A 19,706-nucleotide genomic window follows, 5' to 3' on the forward strand; every position below is an offset into this window, starting at 1 on the left:
CCGCCGCCCCGCGCCCCCCGGACCGCCCCCGCCAGGTGGGTGTTCGCGAACCCCGTAGAGTACGGGCAGGCAGCCGTACGGAACGGGGGGCGGAGCCGCCGGATGACCACGACGACACCGCGGACCACGATCCCGGGCGAGCCCGACCCCTGGTCCCCGCCGCCCCAGCCCGCACACGCCCCGCCCCGCCGCCACCCCGCCCGCGTCGCGGCCGCCACGCTCTGCCTCGTCCTCGGCGGCGGCCTCGTCGGCGGAGCCGCCGTCACCACCTGGGCCGAACACCGCGCCGCGAACCGCCCCCTGCCCGCCGACGCCGCCTACCGCAAGGCCGGCTCGCTGTGGCGCGACGCCCCCGTGGACAGCCTCCTCCCGCCCGTCCTCACCGGCCCCTCGGCCGGCCCCGGCGGCGCCGACCGCACGTGGACCCGCATCGCCCTCGCCCCCGACGCCGACTGCCCGGCCGCCCTCGCGGCCGACTGGCAGGCGCTGCTCGCCCCCACCGGCTGTACCCGCGTGCTCCGCGCCACCTACACCGACGCCACCCGCAGCTCCCTGATCACCGTCGGCATGGTCTTCACCCCCGCCGACGAGCCGACGATGAGCGCGCTCGACGGCCGGCTCACCGCCCCGCCCGCCTACGGGTTCGCCGACAACCAGCGGGCCGCCTGGGCCACCTTCGTACCCACCGAGGCCCCCGTCGTCGTCTACACCGTCTCCGCCTTCGCCGACGGCCGCCCGCAGGACGCACCCCGCCCCGCCGCGGACCTCGTCAAGAAGGACGCCACGGGAGCCGCCGCCCAGGCGGGCCTCGGCCACGAGGCGAAGGCGCTCGCCGACCGCCTCGGGGACGGCCTCGCGACCCTCGCCGCACCCCAGGCCACAAGCACCGCGCCCACCACCCCCGCGCCGAAGGCCGCACGATGACCCGCGCCCGCGCCCGCACCCGCACCGGCACCCCCGCCCGCACCCCCGCCCGCACCCCCCTGCGCGGCGCAGCCGTACTCGCCGCCTCCGCCCTCCTCGCCACCGCCACCGCCGCCCCGGCCGCCGCCGACACCATCCGCGACCGCCAGTGGGGACTCCTGGCCCTGCGCGCCGAGGAGGCCTGGGGCACCACGCGGGGCGACGGCGTGACCGTCGCCGTCCTCGACACCGGCGTCGACGAGTCCCACCCCGACCTGTCCGGGCAGGTCCTCGCCGGCACCGACCTCATCGGCATGGGCGCCGGCCCCGGCGACCGCGCCTGGGCCCGCCACGGGACCGCCATGGCGAGCATCATCGCCGGGCACGGCCACGGCCCCAGCCGCGGTCAGGGCGTGCTCGGCATCGCCCCGCAGGCACGGATCCTGCCGGTACGGGTGATCCTCGAAGAGGGCGACCCGGGCCGGGCCAAGGCCCGCGAGAGCAAGGGCGGCGCCCTGGCCGAAGGCATCCGCTGGGCGACGGACCACGGCGCCGACGTGATCAACCTGTCCCTCGGCGACGACAGCGACTCCGCCCACCACGAGGCGGGCGAGGACGAGGCCGTCCAGTACGCCCTCGCCAAGGGCGTGGTCGTCGTCGCCTCCGCGGGCAACGGCGGCGAGTCCGGCGACCGCGTCTCCTACCCGGCGGCCTACCCGGGGGTCATCGCCGTGACCGCGGTCGACCGCCGCGGCCGGAAGGCGAAGTTCTCCACGCGCAACTGGTACGCGACCGTGAGCGCCCCCGGCGTCGACGTCGTCATCGCCGACCCCGACCGCTCGTACTACGAGGGCTGGGGCACCAGCGCCGCCGCGGCCTTCGTCTCCGGCGCGGCCGCCCTCGTCAAGGCCGCGCACCCCGACCTCTCCCCGGCCCAGGTCAAGAAGCTGCTGGAGGACACCGCCTCCGACTCCCCGGCCGGCGGCCGCGACGACGCCCGCGGGCACGGAACGGTGGATCCCGCCGCCGCACTCCAGGTCGCCGAGGCGATGCAGGCGGAGGCCGCGGTGCCCGCGCCGGCCGCGGCCGCGAGCCGGTACTTCGGCCCGGGCCCCGAGCCGGTCCGCCCGCCCGAGCGGGGCGCCCGGCTCGGCGCCCCGGCGGCGGCGGTCGCCGGAGCGGTGCTGCTCGTGCTGGCCGCCGTACTGGCCCGGCGCCCGCGCCGGGGTCCCCGGGGCCACGACGCGCACCCGGCACAGTAGGGTCGGGTAACTGTGGCGAACATGGCGAACAAGAACATTCCCGACCCCGGCTTCTCCGACGACGACGGCTCCGCCGACCCCGAGCTGACCGCGGCCCTCGCCGCGTGGGCCGGGGACCGCACCCAGGAGCCGCGGGTGCTGGCGGCGCTCAAGGGCGCCCGGCTGCTGGTCCCGGTGGTCGCGGTGCTCGGCGAGGTGGAGACCGACCCCGAGACCGGCCTCAAGCGGGAGAAGACCAGCGACATGGCCGTCCCGACCCTGCGGGCGGGCGACCGCCGGGCCCTGCCCGCCTTCACCTCGATCGCCTCGCTCGCGCTCTGGGACCCTGCCGCCCGGCCGGTGGCCGTGCCGCTGCACCAGGCCCTGGCGGCCGCTGCGCACGAGAAGGCCGACACGGTGGTGCTGGACCTGGCCGGCCCGGTCGCCTACCAGCTGACCGGCCCCGCGCTGCTCGCGCTCGCCGAGGGCCGCACGGACACCGACCCGCTGGCCGACCCCGCCGTACGGGAGGCCGTACGGGTGGCTGTGTCCGCCGAGCCCGCCGTGCTCCGCGCCCACCTCGGCCCGGGCGGCGCGGACGCCGACGGGATTCTGGCGATCGTGCTCGCCGCCGACGCCCAGGCCCCCGCCGCGGCCCGCCGCGTCGCCGAGGCCCTGGCGGCGGACACCACCCTGCGGGCCCGCCTGGTGCGCGGCCTGAACCTGGCGCTGCTGCCGTCGGACGCCCCGGCCCCGCCCGGCGAGCCGCTCTTCACCCGCTGAACGACGAAGGAGGGGCGGGCCGTGACAGCACGGCCCGCCCCTCCTTCGTCGTGTTCCGCTTGCGGGGATCAGCCGAAGACGGGGCCGGTGAACTTCTCGCCCGGGCCCTGGCCCGGCTCGTCCGGGACGATCGAGGCCTCGCGGAAGGCCAGCTGGAGCGACTTCAGGCCGTCGCGCAGGGGGGCGGCGTGGAAGGAGCTGATCTCGGTGGCGCTCGCGGTCACCAGGCCGGCGAGGGCCGTGATCAGCTTGCGGGCCTCGTCGAGGTCCTTGTGCTCGGAGTCCGGCTTGTCCAGGCCCAGGTTGACCGCCGCGGCGCTCAGCAGGTGCACGGCCACCGTGGTGATCACCTCGACGGCGGGCACGTCCGCGATGTCGCGGGTCATGGCGTCGTAGTCGGGGGTGCCGTCGGCAGCGGTTTCGGTGGAGGTGGAGGGTGTCGCGTCAGTCATGCGGACCACGATATGCCGTGCGGCGGGCTTGCAACGCGGGTGCTAGTATGTACATCGACCGGCCGGATGCTTTGGTGTCCGGCCCACAAGTGGAGGCTCCGTTCTCCCACCTGACCGCCTTCCGGGGCGGCGGGTCACCGGTCAGGCGGCATCCATCGTTCCGTACGGACGATGGAAAGCCGCCCGAGTCTGCGCCCCGCGTCTTCGCATGCGGCGGTGCTCCGGTTGTTTTGGAGCCCCTGCCTGTGCCCGGCGGGGCTTTTTTCATTCTCCCGCCGTGGTCGGTCTGACGGAAATACACGTCAGCGGCTGTCTGCCAGGCAGTCGTGTGGTGCTACCGAGGAGGATCCATCAGCACCGAGCCCCGCATCAACGACCGGATTCGCGTTCCCGAGGTACGACTCGTCGGTCCCAGCGGCGAGCAGGTCGGCATCGTGCCGCTTGCCAAGGCGCTTGAGCTCGCGCAGGAGTACGACCTCGACCTGGTCGAGGTCGCGGCGTCCGCACGCCCGCCGGTCTGCAAGCTCATGGACTACGGCAAGTTCAAGTACGAGTCGGCCATGAAGGCCCGTGAGGCGCGCAAGAACCAGGCGCACACGGTCATCAAGGAAATGAAGCTCCGGCCGAAGATCGACCCGCACGACTATGACACCAAGAAGGGTCACGTCGTTCGGTTCCTCAAGCAGGGCGACAAGGTCAAGATCACGATCATGTTCCGTGGTCGCGAGCAGTCCCGGCCGGAACTCGGCTACCGACTGCTGCAGCGTCTCGCTTCGGACGTCGAGGAGCTCGGCTTCATCGAGTCGAACCCGAAGCAGGACGGCCGAAACATGATCATGGTCCTCGGTCCGCACAAGAAGAAGACCGAGGCGATGGCCGAAGCCCGCGAGGCGCAGGCCGCCCGCAAGGCCGAGCGCCAGGGCGCCGCCGCTGCCGACGAGGCGACTCCTTCCGAGGAGACCGCCCCGGTCGAGGCGACGGACGCCACGGATGCCGAGGTCACCGAGGCCGACGCCGGTGAGGCGAACGCCGAGGCCTGATTCCGAGGCACCTGTCTCGAATCACCTACACAACATGACGCTCCCACAAGCCGGTCCGGTCCGGACCGGCGAGGGAGCGCCACCGACGAGGAGATAACGGCGCCATGCCGAAGAACAAGACGCACAGCGGTACCAAGAAGCGCTTCAAGGTCACCGGCTCCGGCAAGGTGCTCCGCGAGCGCGCCGGCAAGCGCCACCTGCTCGAGCACAAGTCGTCCCGTGTCACCCGCCGCCTCACCGGCAACGCGGAGATGGCTCCCGGCGACGCCGCGAAGATCAAGAAGCTTCTCGGCATCTGACATCCACCGCTCCCCCTGCAGGGAGCGGATGCATGTCGAGACCGGGACCCCATCGAATTTCCGGGTCGTGTGAAGACACCCACGGCCCCGCTACAAGGAGTTAAAAAGTGGCACGCGTCAAGCGGGCAGTAAACGCCCACAAGAAGCGCCGGGCGATCCTCGAGGCGGCCTCCGGCTACCGCGGTCAGCGTTCGCGCCTGTACCGCAAGGCCAAGGAGCAGGTCACCCACTCGCTGGTCTACAACTTCAACGACCGCAAGAAGCGCAAGGGCGACTTCCGTCAGCTGTGGATCCAGCGCATCAACGCCGCTGCCCGCCAGAACGGCATGACGTACAACCGCCTCATCCAGGGTCTGAAGGCCGCCAACATCGAGGTGGACCGCAAGATCCTCGCGGAGCTGGCCGTCAACGACGCCAACGCGTTCGCCGCGCTCGTCGAGGTCGCGCAGAAGGCGCTCCCGGCCGACGTCAACGCCCCCAAGGCCGCCGCGTAAGGCCTGGCCGGCCGCACGAGCGGTCGGCACCCTCGGACCCGCAGGCGATGCGCCTGCGGGTCCGAGTGCTTTCCCCGCACCGTCGCGCCCCGGGCGCCCGCACCCCGAGAGAGAACCGCAGAGACCATGGCTGACCTGGGTCACCCCGCCGAGCTGATCTCCCCCCGATCCCCGCGGGTGGCCGCCGCCAGGCGACTGGCGCGGCGCAACTTCCGCACCAAGGAGCGCCGGTTCATCGCCGAGGGCCCCCAGGCGGTCCGTGAGGCCGTCGAGCACCGCGGCCCCACGGGAGAGCCGACCCTGATCGAGCTGTTCGCCACCGTCGAGGCCGCCGAGCGCTACTCGGAGATCATCGGCGCGGCCCTGGACGCGGGCGCGCGCGTCCACTACGCCTCCGACGAGGTGCTCGCCGAGGTCTCCCAGACGGTCACCCCGCAGGGCCTCGTCGGGGTCTGCCACTTCCTCGACTCGCCGTTCGAGGAGGTCCTCAAGGCCGGGCCGAAGCTCGTCGCGGTCCTCGCGCACGTCCGCGACCCCGGCAACGCCGGCACGGTGCTGCGCTGCGCGGACGCCGCCGGCGCCGACGCTGTCGTGCTCACCGACGCCTCCGTGGACCTCTACAACCCCAAGTCCGTACGCGCCTCCGTGGGCTCCCTCTTCCACCTCCCGGTCGCCGTCGGCGTTCCGGTGGAGCAGGCCGTCCAGGGGCTGCGCGCGGCCGGCGTACGGATCCTCGCGGCCGACGGGGCGGGCGAGGACGACCTCGACGCCGAACTCGACGCGGGCACCATGGGCGGGCCCTCCGCCTGGGTGTTCGGCAACGAGGCCTGGGGCCTGCCGGAGGAGACCCGGGCCCTCGCGGACGCCGTGGTGCGGGTCCCGATCCACGGGAAGGCGGAGAGCCTGAACCTGGCGACGGCCGCCGCCGTGTGTCTCTACGCGTCCGCGCGAGCACAGCGGGCGCCCGGAGGGTGCCGCTCCGTGACCCCCAGCTAGTAGTGTGGCGGCCCGGGGGGCCCACGGCGCTACTCGGAGATGTGGGGTACGGGGACATGACGGACATGACCGTCGGTACGAACAGCGCACCTGGGGTCGCGGCCGCGGCCGAGGAGCGGTTCCGGGACGCCCCCGAACCCCCGGCCGCAGCCGCCGACGGGCTGTGCGGCGTACCGCCGCAGGCCGTGGACTCGGCCCGCGCGCGCGGCGCCGGACCCGCCGCCCGCCCGGTCCGCGCGGACCGGGCGGCCGCAGGGGCACCGGGCGCGGGCTTCGGCCCCGGCTTCGCCGTGGACCCCGACTACCTGCCCGACGGACTCGTCGTCGCCGACGACACCGGTCGGGTGGTCTGCTTCAACGCGGCCGCCGCGCGGATCACCGCCCTCGCGCCGGAGCAGGCGCTCGGCGCCCCCATCGACCGGGCCCTCCCGCTGGAGGACCTCGAAGGCCGCCGCTGGTGGGCGCTGACCGACCCGTACGGGGGCCTCGCCACCCGCCGCGGCCAGCCCGAGCGGAACCTGCTGCTCCCGGGCGGCCGCGAGGTGCTCGTCTCCGCGAGCTACATCCGCACCCACCCCACCGGCCCGGTGCGCCGCCTCGTCGTCACCCTGCGCGGCACCGAGGCCCGCCGCCGCACCGAACGCAGCCACGCCGAGCTGATCGCCACGGTCGCCCACGAGCTGCGCTCGCCGCTGACCTCCGTCAAGGGCTTCACCGCGACCCTCCTGGCCAAGTGGGAGCGGTTCACCGACGACCAGAAGCGGCTGATGCTGGAGACCGTCGACGCCGACGCCAACCGCGTCACCCGCCTGATCACCGAGCTCCTCGACATCTCGCGCATCGACTCCGGCCGCCTGGAAGTCCGCCGCCAGCCGGTCGACATCGCCACCGCGGTGGGCCGGCACGTCCAGGCGCTCACCGCGAACGGCCAGGCCCCCGAGCGGTTCCTCGTCAGCATCAGCCGCCCGCTCCCCGACCTGTGGGCCGATCCCGACAAGATCGACCAGATCCTCGGCAACCTCCTGGAAAATGCGGTGCGCCACGGCGACGGAACGGTCACCATCGGGGTATCGCCGCATGAGAAGGGAACCGCCGTCACCGTGTCCGACGAAGGCCCCGGGATCCCCGAGGAGTCGATGGCCCGCGTCTTCACCCGCTTCTGGCGGGGGAGCAAGCGCGGCGGCACCGGGCTGGGCCTGTACATCGTCAAGGGCATCGTGGAGGCGCACGGCGGCACCATCACGGTCGGCCGCGGCCCCGGCGGCGGCGCCGAGTTCCGATTTATCCTGCCCGTGAGCGCCCCGGCCTACCTCACGCAGTAGTCCTGCGGAGCGTCTCACCGGGCGGCCCACGGGCTCCTTCACCCCCGGCGACCTTTAGACTCGTCCTTTGGCACCTTTGTGTCTCTGCTTCGATCGGTCTGATCGTGTCGTACGGGGACCCACCAGCCAGCCATCGGAAGTACGGGAAGAGATGTCGGCACCGAACAAGTCGTACGACCCTGTCGAGGTCGAGGCACTGAAACCGGAAGAGATCGAGCGCATGCGGGACGAGGCGCTCGCCGCCTTCGCGTCCGCCGGCGACCTCGACGCGCTGCGCGAGGCGAAGACCGCGCACATGGGCGACCGCTCGCCCCTGGCGCTCGCCAACCGCGAGATCGGCGCCCTGCCCCCGCAGGCCAAGGCCGAGGCGGGCAAGCGCGTGGGCCAGGCCCGCGGCGCCGTGAACAAGGCCTTCGGGGCCCGCACCGTCGAGCTCGAGGCCGAGCGCGACGAGCGGGTGCTGGTCGAGGAGGCGGTGGACGTCACGCTGCCCTACGACCGCGTCCCCGCCGGCGCCCGGCACCCCCTGACCACGCTGATGGACCGCGTCGCGGACATCTTCGTCGCCATGGGGTACGAGATCGCCGAAGGGCCCGAGGTCGAGGCGGAGTGGTTCAACTTCGACGCCCTCAACTTCACGCCCGACCACCCGGCGCGCCAGATGCAGGACACCTTCTTCGTCCAGGGGCCCGAGGGCACCGAGGGCGACGAGTCCGGCGTCGTGCTGCGCACCCACACCTCCCCGGTGCAGGCGCGCTCGCTGCTGGAGCGCAAGCCCCCTGTCTACATCGTCTGCCCGGGCCGGGTGTACCGCACCGACGAGCTCGACGCGACGCACACCCCGGTCTTCCACCAGGTCGAGCTGCTCGCCGTGGACGAGGGCCTGACCATGGCGGACCTGCGCGGCACCATCGACCACATGGTCAAGGAGCTGTTCGGCGAGGAGACCACCACCCGGCTGCGCCCGCACTTCTTCCCGTTCACCGAGCCGTCCGCCGAGATGGACATGCAGTGCTACGTGTGCCGCGGCGAGTCGGTGGGCAACCCCGACCGCCCGTGCCGTACCTGCTCCAGCGAGGGCTGGATCGAACTGGGCGGCTGCGGCATGGTCAACCCCAAGGTGCTCACCGCCTGCGGTGTGGACCCGGAGAAGTACAGCGGGTTCGCCTTCGGCTTCGGCATCGAGCGGATGCTGATGTTCCGTCACAACGTTGAAGACATGCGAGACATGGTCGAGGGTGACGTTCGTTTCACCCGGCCTTTCGGGATGGAGATCTGATGCGGGTCCCGCTTTCGTGGCTGCGGGAGTACGTCGACCTCCCCGCGGGTGAGACCGGTCGCGACGTCGCGGCGAAGCTCGTCGACGCCGGCCTGGAGGTCGAGACGGTCGAGCAGCTCGGCGCCGGGCTCAAGGGCCCCCTCGTCGTCGGCCAGGTGCTGACCATCGAGGAGCTCGAGGGCTTCCGCAAGCCGATCCGGTTCTGCACGGTCGACGTCGGCTCCGCCAACGGCACCGGCGAGCCGCAGGAGATCGTCTGCGGCGCCCGGAACTTCGCCGTCGGCGACAAGGTCGTCGTGGTCCTGCCCGGCGCGGTCCTGCCCGGCGACTTCGCGATCGCCGCGCGCAAGACGTACGGCAAGACCTCGCACGGCATGATCTGCTCCGGCGAGGAGCTCGGCATGGGCGACGACGGCACGCACGGCATCATCGTGCTGCCGCCGGAGCACGAGACCGGCACCGACGCGATCGAGCTGCTCCAGCTCGTCGACGAGGTGCTGCACATCGACGTCACCCCGGACCGCGGCTACTGCATGTCCCTGCGCGGCATCGCCCGCGAGGTGGCCACCGCCTACGGCCTGCCGCTGCGCGACCCCGCGCTGCTCGACGTGCCCGGGCCGAACTCGTACGGCTACCCGGTCAAGATCGACGACCCGGCCGGCTGCGACCGCTTCACCGCCCGCACCGTGACCGGTCTCGACCCCGAGGCCCGCTCCCCGATCTGGCTCCGGCGCCGCCTCCAGAAGGCCGGCATGCGCCCGATCTCGCTCGCCGTCGACATCACCAACTACGTGATGCTCGAACTCGGCCAGCCGCTGCACGCCTACGACCGCTCGCGGATCGACGGCACCATCGGCGTCCGCCGTGCCGAGCAGGGCGAGAAGTTCACCACCCTCGACGGGGTCAAGCGCACGCTCGACGCCGAGGACCTGGTGATCACCGACAACAGCGGGCCGATCGGCCTCGCCGGCGTCATGGGCGGTGCCAACACCGAGATCGCCGACTCCGTCACCGACCCGGAGACCGGAGCCGTCACCGGGACCACCGACGTGGTCATCGAGGCCGCGCACTTCGACTCCGTGTCGATCTCGCGCACCGCCCGCCGCATGAAGCTCTCCTCCGAGGCCTCCAAGCGCTTCGAGCGGGGCGTCGACCCGCTGGCCGCCGCCGCGGCCGCGCAGCGGACCGTCGACCTGCTCGTGCTCCTCGCGGGCGGCACCGCCGAGGCCGGGGTCACCGAGGTCGTCGCCCCGGGCGCGCCGCGCACCATCGCGATGGCCGCCGACCATCCGGACCGGGTCGCGGGCATGGAGTACGGCCGCGAGACCGTCGTGCGCCGCCTCCAGGAGATCGGCTGCGACGTCTACGGCCAGGACGAGCTCGTCGTCACGCTGCCCTCGTGGCGGCCCGACCTCGCCGCGCCCAACGACCTCGCCGAAGAGGTCATCCGGCTGGAGGGCTACGGCAACCTCCCGTCGACCCTGCCGCAGGTGCCCTCCGGCCGCGGTCTGACCGCCCGGCAGCAGCTGCACCGCCGGGTCGGCCGCGCGCTGGCCGGTGCGGGCTACGTCGAGGCGCTCAGCTACCCGTTCCTCGGTGAGGGCGTCTTCGACCAGCTCCAGCTGCCGGCGCACGACGTCGCCCGCCAGGTCGTCAAGCTGGTCAACCCGCTCTCCGACGAGGAGCCGGCGCTGCGCACCACGCTGCTGCCGGGTCTGCTCGGCGCGCTGCGGCGCAACGACAGCCGCGGCAGCCACGACCTCGCGCTCTTCGAGACCGGTTCGGTCTTCCGGGCCGCCGCCCGGCCGGGTGTCGCCGTACGGCTGCCCGTCGACCGGCGTCCCACGGACGAAGAGGTCGCCACCCTGGACGCGGCGCTGCCCGCGCAGCCGCGGTACGCCGCGGTCGTGCTGGCCGGTGCGCGCGAGCAGGCCGGCTGGTGGGGCAAGGGCCGTCCGGCCGACTGGGCGGACGCGGTCCAGGCCGCCCGCGCGCTGGCCGTCGAGGCCGGCACGGAGCTCGTCGTCCGCCAGGGCCAGTACGGCCCCTGGCACCCGGGCCGCTGCGCCGAGCTGGTCGTCACCGTCGACGGTGTGGAGCAGGTCATCGGCCACGCCGGCGAGCTGCACCCGCGGGTGGTCAAGGCGATGGGCCTGCCGGCCCGCACCAGCGCGATGGAGCTCGACCTGGACCGCCTCGCGGCGGCCGGCGGAGAGGCCGTCCAGGCGCCCCGGATCTCCTCCTTCCCGGTGGCGACCCAGGACGTCGCGCTGATCGTCGACGCGTCCGTTCCGGCCGCCTCGGTGGAGGCCGCCCTGCGCAAGGGCGCCGGCGAACTCCTGGAGTCGCTGCGCCTGTTCGACGTGTTCACCGGTGAGCAGGTCGGCGAGGGCAAGAAGTCCCTGGCGTACGCGCTGCGCTTCCGCGCGAGCGACCGCACGCTGACCGCCGAGGAGTCCACCGCCGCGCGCGACGCGGCGGTGGCGCTCGCCGGCGAGCGCACCGGAGCGGTGCTCCGGGGCGCGTAGCCGAACGGTCCTCGGACCCGTTCGAGGCCTGGTGAGGGGCGTATCCGGTACCGGATACGCCCCTCACTCATTCGGGTGAGAACCTCCGCGGCCCGTGTCGGGGGCCGCCGTCCGGTCGACACAATCGATCCGGCCGGAGGGGAGACCTACGGATGATCACGCGCGGGCAGATGACCCAGGTGCGCCGGGTGTGCGTCGCGGCCTGGGGCGGCGCCGCCGTGTCCTGGGAGCTGTCCACCCCCGGAATGCTGGTGCCGAGCCTGGCCACCTGTGCCGCCTTCCTGCTGCTGGCCACCGGGTGCGCCCTGCACATCCGGCGCGGGCTGATGGCCGAGCTGCACCGGTCCGAGGAGATCGCGGGCGCCGCGCAACGGGCGCTGCTGCGGCCGCTGCCGGGCCGCATCGACGGGCTGACCCTGGCCGCGGCGCAGCTCTCCGCGAGCCGGGGCGCCGCGGTGGGCGGCGACCTGTACGAGGCCGTGCCCACGGCCCACGGGATCCGGGTGGTCATCGGGGACGTACGGGGCCACGGGCTGCCGGCGCTGGGCGCGGCCGCAGCCGTCCTCGGGGCATTCCGCGAGGCCGCGTACGACGAGCCCTCGCTCGGCGGTGTCCTGCGGCGGATGGAACGGGCCCTGGGCCGGCACGTACGGGACCGGGCCCGGTCCGAGCACCCGTCGGCCTGCCCGGCCGAGCCGGAGTCCCCGGCGGCGGAGGAGTTCGTGACGGTCCTGCTCCTCCAGATCGCTGCGGACGGCGCCCTGACGGCCCTGAACTGCGGCCATCCCTGGCCCTATCTGCTCCGTCCGGTACCGCAGCACTGCGCTGTGCAACTCCGGGGCTCCGCCCCGGACCCCGCGCCCCACATGCCGGCGGGGGTGGAATGGCTCGACGGCGAGACCCTGCCGCCGCTCGGCGTGGTGCCGTTACCGCGGGATCCGCGGGTGCACGCGTGCGGGGAACTGCGGCCCGGGGAGACGTTGTTCCTGCACACCGACGGGGCCGAGGACGCCCGTGACGGCGCCGGGCGGTTCTTCCCCCTGCGCAGTGTCCTCGCGCAGGCGCCGCTCACGCCCGCGCGGCTGGTCGCGGGCGTGCACGCGGCCCTGTTGCGGCACACCGGCGGGCGACTCGCCGACGACGTCGCCCTGCTGGTGCTCCGCAACGACCGGCATTGACCCACGCACGCCGGGCCCGGTGGATGGGCCCGGCGCGCGTCCGATCCGGTCCGCTGCCGGGGTCCGGCGACCAACCGGGCGCCCGGCGGAACCGGAAGGCGCCGCCCGCCTGCCATGGAGTGTCGGGCAGACAGCAGGACGGGCGGCGCGGTGACGGGTCGTCGCACTGTACGAGGGGGAGCCGACGACCCGAGCTCCTCTTGGCGAGGGCCTTCAGTCAAGCGCGTCCAGGGGTCCGTGCGGCAGAGTGCGGATCGCATTTATGCGCGTACTCACTTCACACCCCGTGTGAACCGCGCACCCACTAGCCTGATACCGACGAGCTCCGGGAGCGGCCCATGCAGCCCAATGTCCTGCTCGACGCCCTCCTCGCAGAGGCGGGCATGTCCCACGCCGGGCTCGCCGCCCACGTGAACCAGGCGGGCCGCACCCGCGGGCTGGCCCTGCGCTACGAACACACCGCCGTGACCCGGTGGTTGAAGGGGCAGCGCCCGCGCGGCCAGGTCCCCGACCTGATCTGCGAGGTGCTCGGGGGCCGGCTGCGGCGGCCGGTCGGTCTGGACGACATCGGCCTCGGCGCGGCGGACCACCCGGTCTCCCTGCACGCCTCCCCCCTCGCCGGGTTCGTGGACCGGGCCGCGGCCCTGTGGCGCTCCGACGGCCAGGCCCGGCCCCAACTGCTCACCGCCGAGGCGGTGACCGGCACCCCGGCCGTCATCCCGGTCTGGGAATGGGAGAACCCGCCCGAGGACGCAGACGTCTCGCGCGACGGACCGAACCGGATCGGCCCCGAGCACGTGGAGATCCTCAAGGCCGCCCGAGCCCACTACGAGCTGATGTACCGCCGGGCCGGCGGCATGGCCACCCGCGACCGGATCGTCCGCTTCCTCGGCACCGAGACCGCGCCGATGCTGCGCGGGAGTTACCCCGACGACCTCGGGCGCCGGCTGCACCGGGCCACCGGGTCCCTGGTGGCGGTGGCGGGGATCTGCGCGTACGACTCCGACGCGCACGGGCTGGCCCAGCGCTACTTCCACCAGGCGCTGCGGCTGGCCAAGGCGAGCGGGGACCGGGGGCTCGGGGCGTACGTGATCGCCCTGATCGTCAACCAGTCCCTGCACCTGCGGGAGTACCGCCAGGCCGTCGCCTTCGCCGAGGCCGCGCTGCGCGCCGCCGGCCGGCACACCACCCCGGCGCTCGCCGCCGACCTGCACGCCATGCAGGCCAAGGCCTATGCCCAACTCGGCGACACGCAGGCCGCGCTGGCGTGCATCCGGGGTGCCGAGACGGCCGCCGCGCGGATCCACCCGGGCAGCGAACCGGACGAGACCGGCTACGTACAGCCCGGCCTCGTCAACGTCCAGGTCGCCGAGGCACTGCTCAGTCTGGGGGATCTGGAGGCGGCGCGGGTCCAGGCGGCCGCCGCCGTCGGCACCCCCGCTCACGACCGGGGGCGGGTGCACCGGCTGGCGATGCTCTGCGAGATCCAGCTCCGTCAGGGAGAGGCGGACCGGGCCGCGGCGGGCGCGGCCGAGATGGCCGAGCGGGCCCGCGGGATGGAGTCGCTGCGCCTGCGCGACCGGCTTCGGGCAGTCCGCGAACAGCTGCTGACCAGCGGTTGTTCGGACGCGCGGGAGACCGTGCGGCTCATCGACGGGGCGCTGCGCGTTCCGCTGTGACAGGGCAGCTGCTGCGATGTTTGCCACCTACTCGAACGGAAGGTGGCACAGCCGTGCAGTGGACGAACCTGAGTGAGCAGACTGTGTACAAGAACCGCTGGTTCGACGTGAATCTCGCCGATGTGGAACTTCCCGACGGCCGGCACCTGGACCACTTCGTGATCCGGCTGCGTCCGGTGGCCGTCGCCACGGCCGTCAACGAGGCCAACGAGGTGCTGCTGCTCTGGCGGCACCGCTTCATCACCGACAGCTGGGGCTGGGAGCTTCCCGCCGGGGTGGTCGAGGACGGCGAGGACATCGCCGCCGCCGCGGCCCGCGAGATGGAGGAGGAGTCGGGCTGGCGGCCCGGCCCGCTCCACCACCTGATGACCGTCGAGCCGTCCAACGGGCTCACCGACGCCCGCCACCACCTCTACTGGGCGGACGGGGCCACCTACACCGGCCACCCCGAGGACGACTTCGAGTCCTCGCGCCGGGAGTGGGTCCCCCTCAAGCTGGTGCCCGACATGATCGCGGACGGGGAGATCCCGGCCGCCAACATGGCGGCCGGGCTGCTCCTGCTGCACCACCTGCGGCTCGGCCGGTAGGGGCGTCGGGCCCGGGCGGTCAGCCGTACGGGTAGAAGCCCGCGCCCGTCTTGCGGCCCAGGCGGCCGGCGTCGACCATGCGCTGGAGCAGCGGGGGAGCGGCGTACAGCGGCTCCTTGTACTCGGCGTACATCGAGTCGGCGATCGAGGCGATGGTGTCCAGACCGATGAGGTCGGACAGCTTCAGCGGACCCATGGGGTGGGCGCAGCCCAGCTCCATGCCGTTGTCGATGTCCTCGCGGCTCGCGATGCCCGACTCGAACATCCGGATCGCGGACAGCAGGTAGGGGACGAGGAGCGCGTTGACGACGAAGCCGGAACGGTCCTGGGCGCGGACCGCGTGCTTGCCGAGCACGTCCCGCACCAGGGCCTCCGCCCGCTTGATGGTCTCCTCGCCCGTGGTCAGCGCCGGGATCAGCTCGACGAGCTTCTGCACGGGGGCCGGGTTGAAGAAGTGGATGCCGATGACCTGGTCGGGCCGCGAGGTGGCGACGGCCAGCTTGACCAGCGGGATCGAGGAGGTGTTGGAGGCGAGGATCGCGTCCGGGCGGGTGATCACCTGGTCCAGGACCTGGAAGATCTCGGTTTTGACCTGCTCGTTCTCGACGACCGCCTCGATGACGAGGTCACGGTCGGCGAACTCGCCGAGGTCGGTGGTGAAGGTGAGGCGGGCCAGGGTGGCGTCCCGCTCCTCTTCGGTGATCTTGCCGCGTTCGGCGGCCTTGGTCAGGGAGTTGTGCAGCCGGGTACGGCCGATCTCCAGGGCTTCGCCGGTGGTCTCGGCGACCTTGACCTCAAGGCCGCTTCGGGCGCACACCTCGGCGATACCCGCGCCCATCTGGCCACAGCCCACTACGCCGACTCGTGTGATGTCGGAAGGGAGGTCAGTCACTTCGTGCCTTTCGCAGCTCATCCGTCGGCGGGTCCCCCGTACGATTCCGGCGCCCGCCACGCCCCCCGACGTTACTCCCGACCTTGCGCGGCGTGGCGGGCCGGGGCGGGCATGCTGAGCGGACACCTCGCATCGTCACTCAGCGAAACGGAGTCGTCACATGGCGCACATCGGTCGACGGGCACTGCTGGCGGGAGCGGCGGCGGTGATCGCCGCCGCGACGGGGGGGCCGGCCTTCGCCGGGCCGCGGAGTTCCGGTCCGCCCCCCGGCTGGGGTGCCGCGACCCCCGAGTTCCGGGGCATGTGGATCGCCACCGTCTCCAACGTGGACTGGCCCTCGCGCAGCGGGCTGTCCGCCGCGACGCAGCGCAAGGAGCTGCTCGCCCTCCTCGACACCGCCGTGCGCCGCCGGCTCAACGCGGTGGTCCTGCAGGTCCGGCCCGCGGCCGACGCGCTGTGGCCCTCCCCCTTCGAGCCCTGGTCGCAGTGGCTCACGGGGGAGCAGGGGGTCGATCCGGGCTGGGACCCCCTGGGCACGGCCGTCGCCGAGGCCCACGCCCGCGGTCTGGAGCTGCACGCCTGGTTCAACCCCTACCGGGTGGCCAACCACACCGACTTCGACCGGCTGGTGCCCGAGCACCCCGCGCGGCAGGACGGCTGGACCGTCGAGTACGGCGGGAAGCTCTACTACAACCCCGGGGTGCCCGAGGTGCGGCGGTTCGTGCAGGACGCCATGCTCGACGCGGTCACCCGCTACCCGCTGGACGCGGTCCACTGGGACGACTACTTCTACCCCTATCCGGTGGACGGCGAGTACTTCGACGACGACGCGGCCTACGAGGAGTACGGCGGCGGTTTCTCTTCGCGGGCCGCCTGGCGCCGCAACAACACCGACACCCTGGTCCGCGAGATGTCCGAGCGGCTGCGCGCCCTGCGGCCCGCGGTCAGGTTCGGCATCAGCCCCTTCGGGATCTGGCGCAACTCCGACCGGGATCCGGCCGGCTCGCAGACCCGGGGGCTCTCCGCGTACGACGACCTGTACGCGGACACCCGCAAGTGGGTCAGGCAGCGCTGGATCGACTACGTCGTGCCGCAGGCCTACTGGCACATCGGGCACCCGACGGCCGACTACGCGGCGCTCGTCCCCTGGTGGGCCAGGACGGTCGCGGGCACCGGCGCGGCCCTGTACGTGGGGGAGGCGCTCTACCGCTGCGAAGCCGACAGCCCCACCGCGGCCTGGCGTGATCCGGCGGAGCTGTCCCGGCACGTGCGGTTCGCCCGCGGATACCCCGAGGTCCGCGGTCACGTCTACTTCTCGGCGAAGCAGGTGGCCGCGGACCCCAACGGCGCGATGGCACGTGTGGTCGCCGACCATTACGGCTCGGCCGTGCCGCCGCGGTGAATCAGTGCCCGGGCTCTGCGGGGTGGCGGACGATGCAGTCGGGTCCGGGCGCCATCAGCGCTTCGTGTCCGTCCTGGAAGCGGACCCGGTACGGGGGCGTCCCGTTCTCGCCGAGCACCTGGGTGATCTCGCCCACTTTGTCGGGTTGTCCGACGATCCTGCCGTGCTGCACCAGCTGGTCGCCCTCGGTCGCTCGCATGTCTGACCTCCTCGGTGGCGCTCCGATCCGGTGCTAGCAGTTTAGGTCGTTCCGGGGCTGTTTGACCCGTTGGGTCACCGCAATGCAGACGAGAACCGCGCAGGCGGCGGCCGGTGCGGCGGGGGCGAGCCGCTCCCCGAGGAGCGCCACGGACCAGACCAGGGTCAGCAGGGGCTGGGCGAGCTGGAGCTGGCTGGCCCGGGGCGCTCCGATCTCCGCCATGCCCCGGTACCAGACGTACAGGCCGAGGAAGGTGGAGCCGGCCGCCGCCCAGAGGAGTCCGGCCAGTCCGTGGCCGGTGAGGTGCACAGGCTCGTACGCGAGCCCGAGCGCGGAGCCGGCCGCGCTGAGCGGCAGGCACAGCACCAGGGCCCAGCCGATCACCTGCCAGCCCGGCAGCGTCCGGGCGAGCCGCCCGCCCTCGGTGTACCCGGCGGCGCACACCAGCAGCGCCGCGAAGAGGTAGCCGTCGCCGGCCGAGAGGGAGCCGCCGCTCTGCGCGAGGGTGAAGCCGAGCACCACCACGGCCCCGGCCACCGCCGCGGCCCAGAAGGCCCGCGGGGGCCGGGTGCCGGTGCGCAGCGCGGACAGCGCGGCCGTGGTCAGCGGCAGGAGGCCGACCACGACGGCGGCGTGCGAGGTGGTGGAGGTCCGCAGCGCCAGGGTCGTCAGCAGCGGGAAGCCGACGACCACCCCGCCGGCGACGACGGCGAGGCCGGCCCAGTGCTCGCGGGCCGGCGGCCGGACCCGGCGGGCCAGCAGGAAGATGCCCGCGATCGCGGCTGCCAGGACGCTGCGCAGGGCCACCAGCGACCACGGACCGAAGCTCTCCAGCCCCCAGGCGGTGGCGGGGAAGGTCAGCGAGAAGGCGACGACGCCGAGCGAGGCGAGAGCCGTGCCGCGCAGCAGCGGATTCTTCACCGCTATCGCGGCCGGGAGAGTAGCGCTATTCTGTGCTGTCATGTATGAGCGTAGCAGTGTCGCGGAGCTGGCCGATTCCTTGAGGTCCGAGCTGAACCGCTACTCGGTGGGTGGAAAGCTCCCGTCGAGCCGCGCCCTCGTCGAGCACTACCGGGTCAGTCCCGTCACCGTCTCCCGGGCCCTCGCGCAGCTCGCCGCCGAGGGCCTGGTCGTCACCCGGCCGGGCGCCGGCGTCTTCCGGTCCGCGCCGCGCACGTCGCTCCCCGCGGCGGGGGACACCTCCTGGCAGGAGGTCGCCCTCAGCGCGGAGACGCCCGGCGAGATCGTGCCGCGCTCGGTGGACGCGTCCGGGGTGCTGGCCTGCCTGGCCGCGCCGCCGCCGTCGGTGATCGGCCTCAACAGCGGCTACCTGCACGCCTCCATCCAGCCCGAGCGGGCCATGGCCGCGGCGCTCGCCCGGGCCGGGCGGCGCCCCGGAGCCTGGGACCGGCCGCCGATGGAAGGGCTGCCCGAGCTGCGCGACTGGTTCGCCCGCGAGATCGGCGGTGCCGTCGGGGCCGCCGACGTACTGGTCACCGCGGGCGGGCAGAGCGCGCTGACCACCGCACTGCGGGCGCTGGCCCCGCCCGGGGCGCCGATCCTGGTGGAGTCCCCGACCTACCCCGGGCTGCTGGCCATCGCCCGCGCCTCCGGATGCCGCCCGGTGCCCGTGCCGGTGGACGCCGAAGGGGTCCGGCCGGAGCTGCTCGCCGCCGCCTTCGAAGCGACCGGTGCGCGGGTGTTCGTGTGCCAGCCGCTGTTCCAGAACCCCACCGGTGCGATCCTCGCGCCCGCGCGGCGGGCCGAGGTGCTGCGGATCGCCCGGGCCGCCGGGGCCTTCGTGGTCGAGGACGACTACGCCCGCGCCCTGGGGCACGACGACTGCGGTCCGCTGCCCCCGACGCTGGCCGCCGAGGACCACGACGGGGTGGTCGTGCACGTCCGGTCCCTGACCAAGGCCACCTCGCCCAGCCTGCGGGTCGGCGCCCTGGCGGCCCGGGGCCCGGTGGTCGACCGGCTGCGGGCCATCCAGGTGGTGGACAGCTTCTTCGTGCCCCGGCCGCTCCAGGAGGCCGCACTGGAGCTGGTCGGCGCGCCCGCCTGGCCGCGCCACCTGAAGGCCGTGGCCGCCGAACTGCGTCACCGGCGGGACGTGCTGGCGGGCGCGCTGCGCCGGGAGCTGCCCGGGCTGACCCTGCCCCATCTGCCCTCGGGCGGATACCAGTTGTGGGCCCGGATGGCCGGGGGCGGTGACGACGCGGCCTTCGCGGCCGCGGCCCTGCGCGCCGGAGTCGCGGTGGCTCCCGGCCGCCCCTACTTCTGCGCCGAGCCGCCCGCCCCGTACGTCCGGCTGAGCTTCGCCGGCGTCTCCGGCCCGGCCGAACTGGTGGAGGCCGTCCAGCGGCTGCGCGCGGGCCTGGGAGAGGAGCCGGATTCTCCGGACGCTTGACCCGCCGCCGTGTGCGGCCCAC

19 protein-coding genes are annotated in these 19,706 nt (G+C 73.7%); 15 read left to right on the forward strand and 4 right to left on the reverse strand.

What is annotated here, in order from left to right:
* The first annotated feature begins 102 nt into the window (after positions 1 to 102).
* Genes IG86_RS0120455 through IG86_RS0120465 form a run of 3 tightly spaced genes read left to right on the forward strand, consistent with a single transcriptional unit; the run spans position 103 to position 2,927 of the window.
* Positions 103 to 924: a hypothetical protein gene (locus tag IG86_RS0120455; protein ID WP_030898579.1), complete on the forward strand. Its 822-nt coding sequence runs from the start codon at positions 103 to 105 to the stop codon at positions 922 to 924.
* Positions 921 to 2,165 carry a type VII secretion-associated serine protease mycosin gene (gene mycP / locus IG86_RS0120460; RefSeq protein ID WP_078905979.1) on the forward strand — a complete coding sequence of 415 codons (1,245 nt, stop codon included), beginning with the start codon at positions 921 to 923 and terminating at the stop codon, positions 2,163 to 2,165. The genes IG86_RS0120455 and mycP overlap by 4 nt, the downstream gene beginning before the upstream one ends.
* Before the next feature lie 21 nt (positions 2,166 to 2,186).
* Positions 2,187 to 2,927 (forward strand): SseB family protein, encoded by a 741-nt coding sequence (locus IG86_RS0120465; RefSeq protein WP_030829955.1) that lies wholly within the window; start codon positions 2,187 to 2,189, stop codon positions 2,925 to 2,927.
* A 68-nt stretch (positions 2,928 to 2,995) separates the two neighbouring features.
* Here IG86_RS0120465 and IG86_RS0120470 read toward each other — a convergent pair whose 3' ends face one another.
* The gene (locus IG86_RS0120470; protein ID WP_030829958.1) at positions 2,996 to 3,379 is read right to left on the reverse strand and encodes a DUF1844 domain-containing protein; all 384 of its coding nucleotides are present in this window, start codon (positions 3,377 to 3,379) and stop codon (positions 2,996 to 2,998) included.
* Between the two features lie 326 nt (positions 3,380 to 3,705).
* On the opposite strand from IG86_RS0120470, the gene infC reads away from it, so the two are divergent.
* From infC to IG86_RS0120520, 10 genes are all read left to right on the forward strand, one after another.
* On the forward strand, positions 3,706 to 4,419 hold the full coding sequence (infC, locus tag IG86_RS0120475; RefSeq protein WP_030829961.1) for a translation initiation factor IF-3: 714 nt from the start codon (positions 3,706 to 3,708) through the stop codon (positions 4,417 to 4,419).
* Between the two features lie 104 nt (positions 4,420 to 4,523).
* Positions 4,524 to 4,718: a 50S ribosomal protein L35 gene (rpmI, locus tag IG86_RS0120480; RefSeq protein ID WP_030012385.1), complete on the forward strand. Its 195-nt coding sequence runs from the start codon at positions 4,524 to 4,526 to the stop codon at positions 4,716 to 4,718.
* Between the two features lie 107 nt (positions 4,719 to 4,825).
* A complete protein-coding gene (rplT, locus tag IG86_RS0120485; RefSeq protein ID WP_007263143.1) occupies positions 4,826 to 5,212 on the forward strand; it encodes a 50S ribosomal protein L20 in 387 nt (128 codons plus the stop codon).
* 135 nt (positions 5,213 to 5,347) lie between these two features.
* On the forward strand, positions 5,348 to 6,208 hold the full coding sequence (locus tag IG86_RS0120490) for a TrmH family RNA methyltransferase (RefSeq protein ID WP_030829964.1): 861 nt from the start codon (positions 5,348 to 5,350) through the stop codon (positions 6,206 to 6,208).
* Positions 6,209 to 6,273: 65 nt separating this feature from the next.
* Complete coding sequence (locus tag IG86_RS0120495) at positions 6,274 to 7,530, forward strand: sensor histidine kinase (RefSeq protein WP_030898586.1); 1,257 nt, start codon at positions 6,274 to 6,276, stop codon at positions 7,528 to 7,530.
* Between the two features lie 151 nt (positions 7,531 to 7,681).
* Positions 7,682 to 8,809 carry a phenylalanine--tRNA ligase subunit alpha gene (pheS, locus tag IG86_RS0120500; RefSeq protein ID WP_030829970.1) on the forward strand — a complete coding sequence of 376 codons (1,128 nt, stop codon included), beginning with the start codon at positions 7,682 to 7,684 and terminating at the stop codon, positions 8,807 to 8,809.
* The gene (gene pheT, locus IG86_RS0120505) at positions 8,809 to 11,337 is read left to right on the forward strand and encodes a phenylalanine--tRNA ligase subunit beta (protein WP_030898590.1); all 2,529 of its coding nucleotides are present in this window, start codon (positions 8,809 to 8,811) and stop codon (positions 11,335 to 11,337) included. Before pheS ends, pheT begins: the two co-directional genes overlap by 1 nt.
* A 152-nt stretch (positions 11,338 to 11,489) precedes the next feature.
* The gene (locus tag IG86_RS0120510; RefSeq protein ID WP_051785302.1) at positions 11,490 to 12,515 is read left to right on the forward strand and encodes a PP2C family protein-serine/threonine phosphatase; all 1,026 of its coding nucleotides are present in this window, start codon (positions 11,490 to 11,492) and stop codon (positions 12,513 to 12,515) included.
* Positions 12,516 to 12,853: 338 nt separating this feature from the next.
* Positions 12,854 to 14,194 (forward strand): NsdA family TPR-like regulatory protein, encoded by a 1,341-nt coding sequence (locus tag IG86_RS0120515; protein WP_030898595.1) that lies wholly within the window; start codon positions 12,854 to 12,856, stop codon positions 14,192 to 14,194.
* 53 nt (positions 14,195 to 14,247) lie between these two features.
* The gene (locus IG86_RS0120520) at positions 14,248 to 14,781 is read left to right on the forward strand and encodes an NUDIX hydrolase (protein ID WP_030029331.1); all 534 of its coding nucleotides are present in this window, start codon (positions 14,248 to 14,250) and stop codon (positions 14,779 to 14,781) included.
* A 19-nt stretch (positions 14,782 to 14,800) separates the two neighbouring features.
* Here IG86_RS0120520 and IG86_RS0120525 read toward each other — a convergent pair whose 3' ends face one another.
* Positions 14,801 to 15,694 carry a 3-hydroxybutyryl-CoA dehydrogenase gene (locus tag IG86_RS0120525; protein WP_045937043.1) on the reverse strand — a complete coding sequence of 298 codons (894 nt, stop codon included), beginning with the start codon at positions 15,692 to 15,694 and terminating at the stop codon, positions 14,801 to 14,803.
* Positions 15,695 to 15,833: 139 nt separating this feature from the next.
* On the opposite strand from IG86_RS0120525, the gene IG86_RS0120530 reads away from it, so the two are divergent.
* Positions 15,834 to 17,075: a glycoside hydrolase family 10-like protein gene (locus IG86_RS0120530; RefSeq protein WP_030898599.1), complete on the forward strand. Its 1,242-nt coding sequence runs from the start codon at positions 15,834 to 15,836 to the stop codon at positions 17,073 to 17,075.
* Between the two features lies 1 nt (position 17,076).
* Here IG86_RS0120530 and IG86_RS0120535 read toward each other — a convergent pair whose 3' ends face one another.
* Positions 17,077 to 17,274, reverse strand: a complete 198-nt coding sequence (locus tag IG86_RS0120535) for a DUF1918 domain-containing protein (protein ID WP_030829984.1) — start codon at positions 17,272 to 17,274, stop codon at positions 17,077 to 17,079.
* Positions 17,275 to 17,307: 33 nt separating this feature from the next.
* The gene (locus IG86_RS0120540) at positions 17,308 to 18,237 is read right to left on the reverse strand and encodes a DMT family transporter (protein ID WP_030898603.1); all 930 of its coding nucleotides are present in this window, start codon (positions 18,235 to 18,237) and stop codon (positions 17,308 to 17,310) included.
* Here IG86_RS0120540 and IG86_RS0120545 point away from each other — a divergent pair.
* Positions 18,236 to 19,684: an aminotransferase-like domain-containing protein gene (locus IG86_RS0120545; protein WP_037942785.1), complete on the forward strand. Its 1,449-nt coding sequence runs from the start codon at positions 18,236 to 18,238 to the stop codon at positions 19,682 to 19,684. The two genes, IG86_RS0120540 and IG86_RS0120545, sit on opposite strands and share 2 nt — an antisense overlap.
* The last annotated feature ends 22 nt before the right edge of the window (positions 19,685 to 19,706 follow it).

It is taken from the genome of Streptomyces virginiae (assembly GCF_000720455.1).
GTDB lineage: Bacteria > Actinomycetota > Actinomycetes > Streptomycetales > Streptomycetaceae > Streptomyces > Streptomyces virginiae.

Bases quoted from the DNA above. Each gene is read 5' to 3' on its own strand.
- IG86_RS0120470 (WP_030829958.1), bottom strand. From the start codon at position 3,379: ATGACTGACGCGACACCCTCCACCTCCACCGAAACCGCTGCCGACGGC.
- mycP (WP_078905979.1), top strand. From the start codon at position 921: ATGACCCGCGCCCGCGCCCGCACCCGCACCGGCACCCCCGCCCGCACC.
- pheT (WP_030898590.1), top strand. From the start codon at position 8,809: ATGCGGGTCCCGCTTTCGTGGCTGCGGGAGTACGTCGACCTCCCCGCG.
- IG86_RS0120465 (WP_030829955.1), top strand. From the start codon at position 2,187: ATGGCGAACAAGAACATTCCCGACCCCGGCTTCTCCGACGACGACGGC.
- IG86_RS0120515 (WP_030898595.1), top strand. From the start codon at position 12,854: ATGCAGCCCAATGTCCTGCTCGACGCCCTCCTCGCAGAGGCGGGCATG.
- IG86_RS0120535 (WP_030829984.1), bottom strand. From the start codon at position 17,274: ATGCGAGCGACCGAGGGCGACCAGCTGGTGCAGCACGGCAGGATCGTC.
- IG86_RS0120510 (WP_051785302.1), top strand. From the start codon at position 11,490: ATGATCACGCGCGGGCAGATGACCCAGGTGCGCCGGGTGTGCGTCGCG.
- IG86_RS0120530 (WP_030898599.1), top strand. From the start codon at position 15,834: ATGGCGCACATCGGTCGACGGGCACTGCTGGCGGGAGCGGCGGCGGTG.
- IG86_RS0120455 (WP_030898579.1), top strand. From the start codon at position 103: ATGACCACGACGACACCGCGGACCACGATCCCGGGCGAGCCCGACCCC.
- pheS (WP_030829970.1), top strand. From the start codon at position 7,682: ATGTCGGCACCGAACAAGTCGTACGACCCTGTCGAGGTCGAGGCACTG.
- IG86_RS0120495 (WP_030898586.1), top strand. From the start codon at position 6,274: ATGACCGTCGGTACGAACAGCGCACCTGGGGTCGCGGCCGCGGCCGAG.
- rpmI (WP_030012385.1), top strand. From the start codon at position 4,524: ATGCCGAAGAACAAGACGCACAGCGGTACCAAGAAGCGCTTCAAGGTC.
- IG86_RS0120525 (WP_045937043.1), bottom strand. From the start codon at position 15,694: ATGAGCTGCGAAAGGCACGAAGTGACTGACCTCCCTTCCGACATCACA.
- IG86_RS0120540 (WP_030898603.1), bottom strand. From the start codon at position 18,237: ATGACAGCACAGAATAGCGCTACTCTCCCGGCCGCGATAGCGGTGAAG.
- IG86_RS0120545 (WP_037942785.1), top strand. From the start codon at position 18,236: ATGTATGAGCGTAGCAGTGTCGCGGAGCTGGCCGATTCCTTGAGGTCC.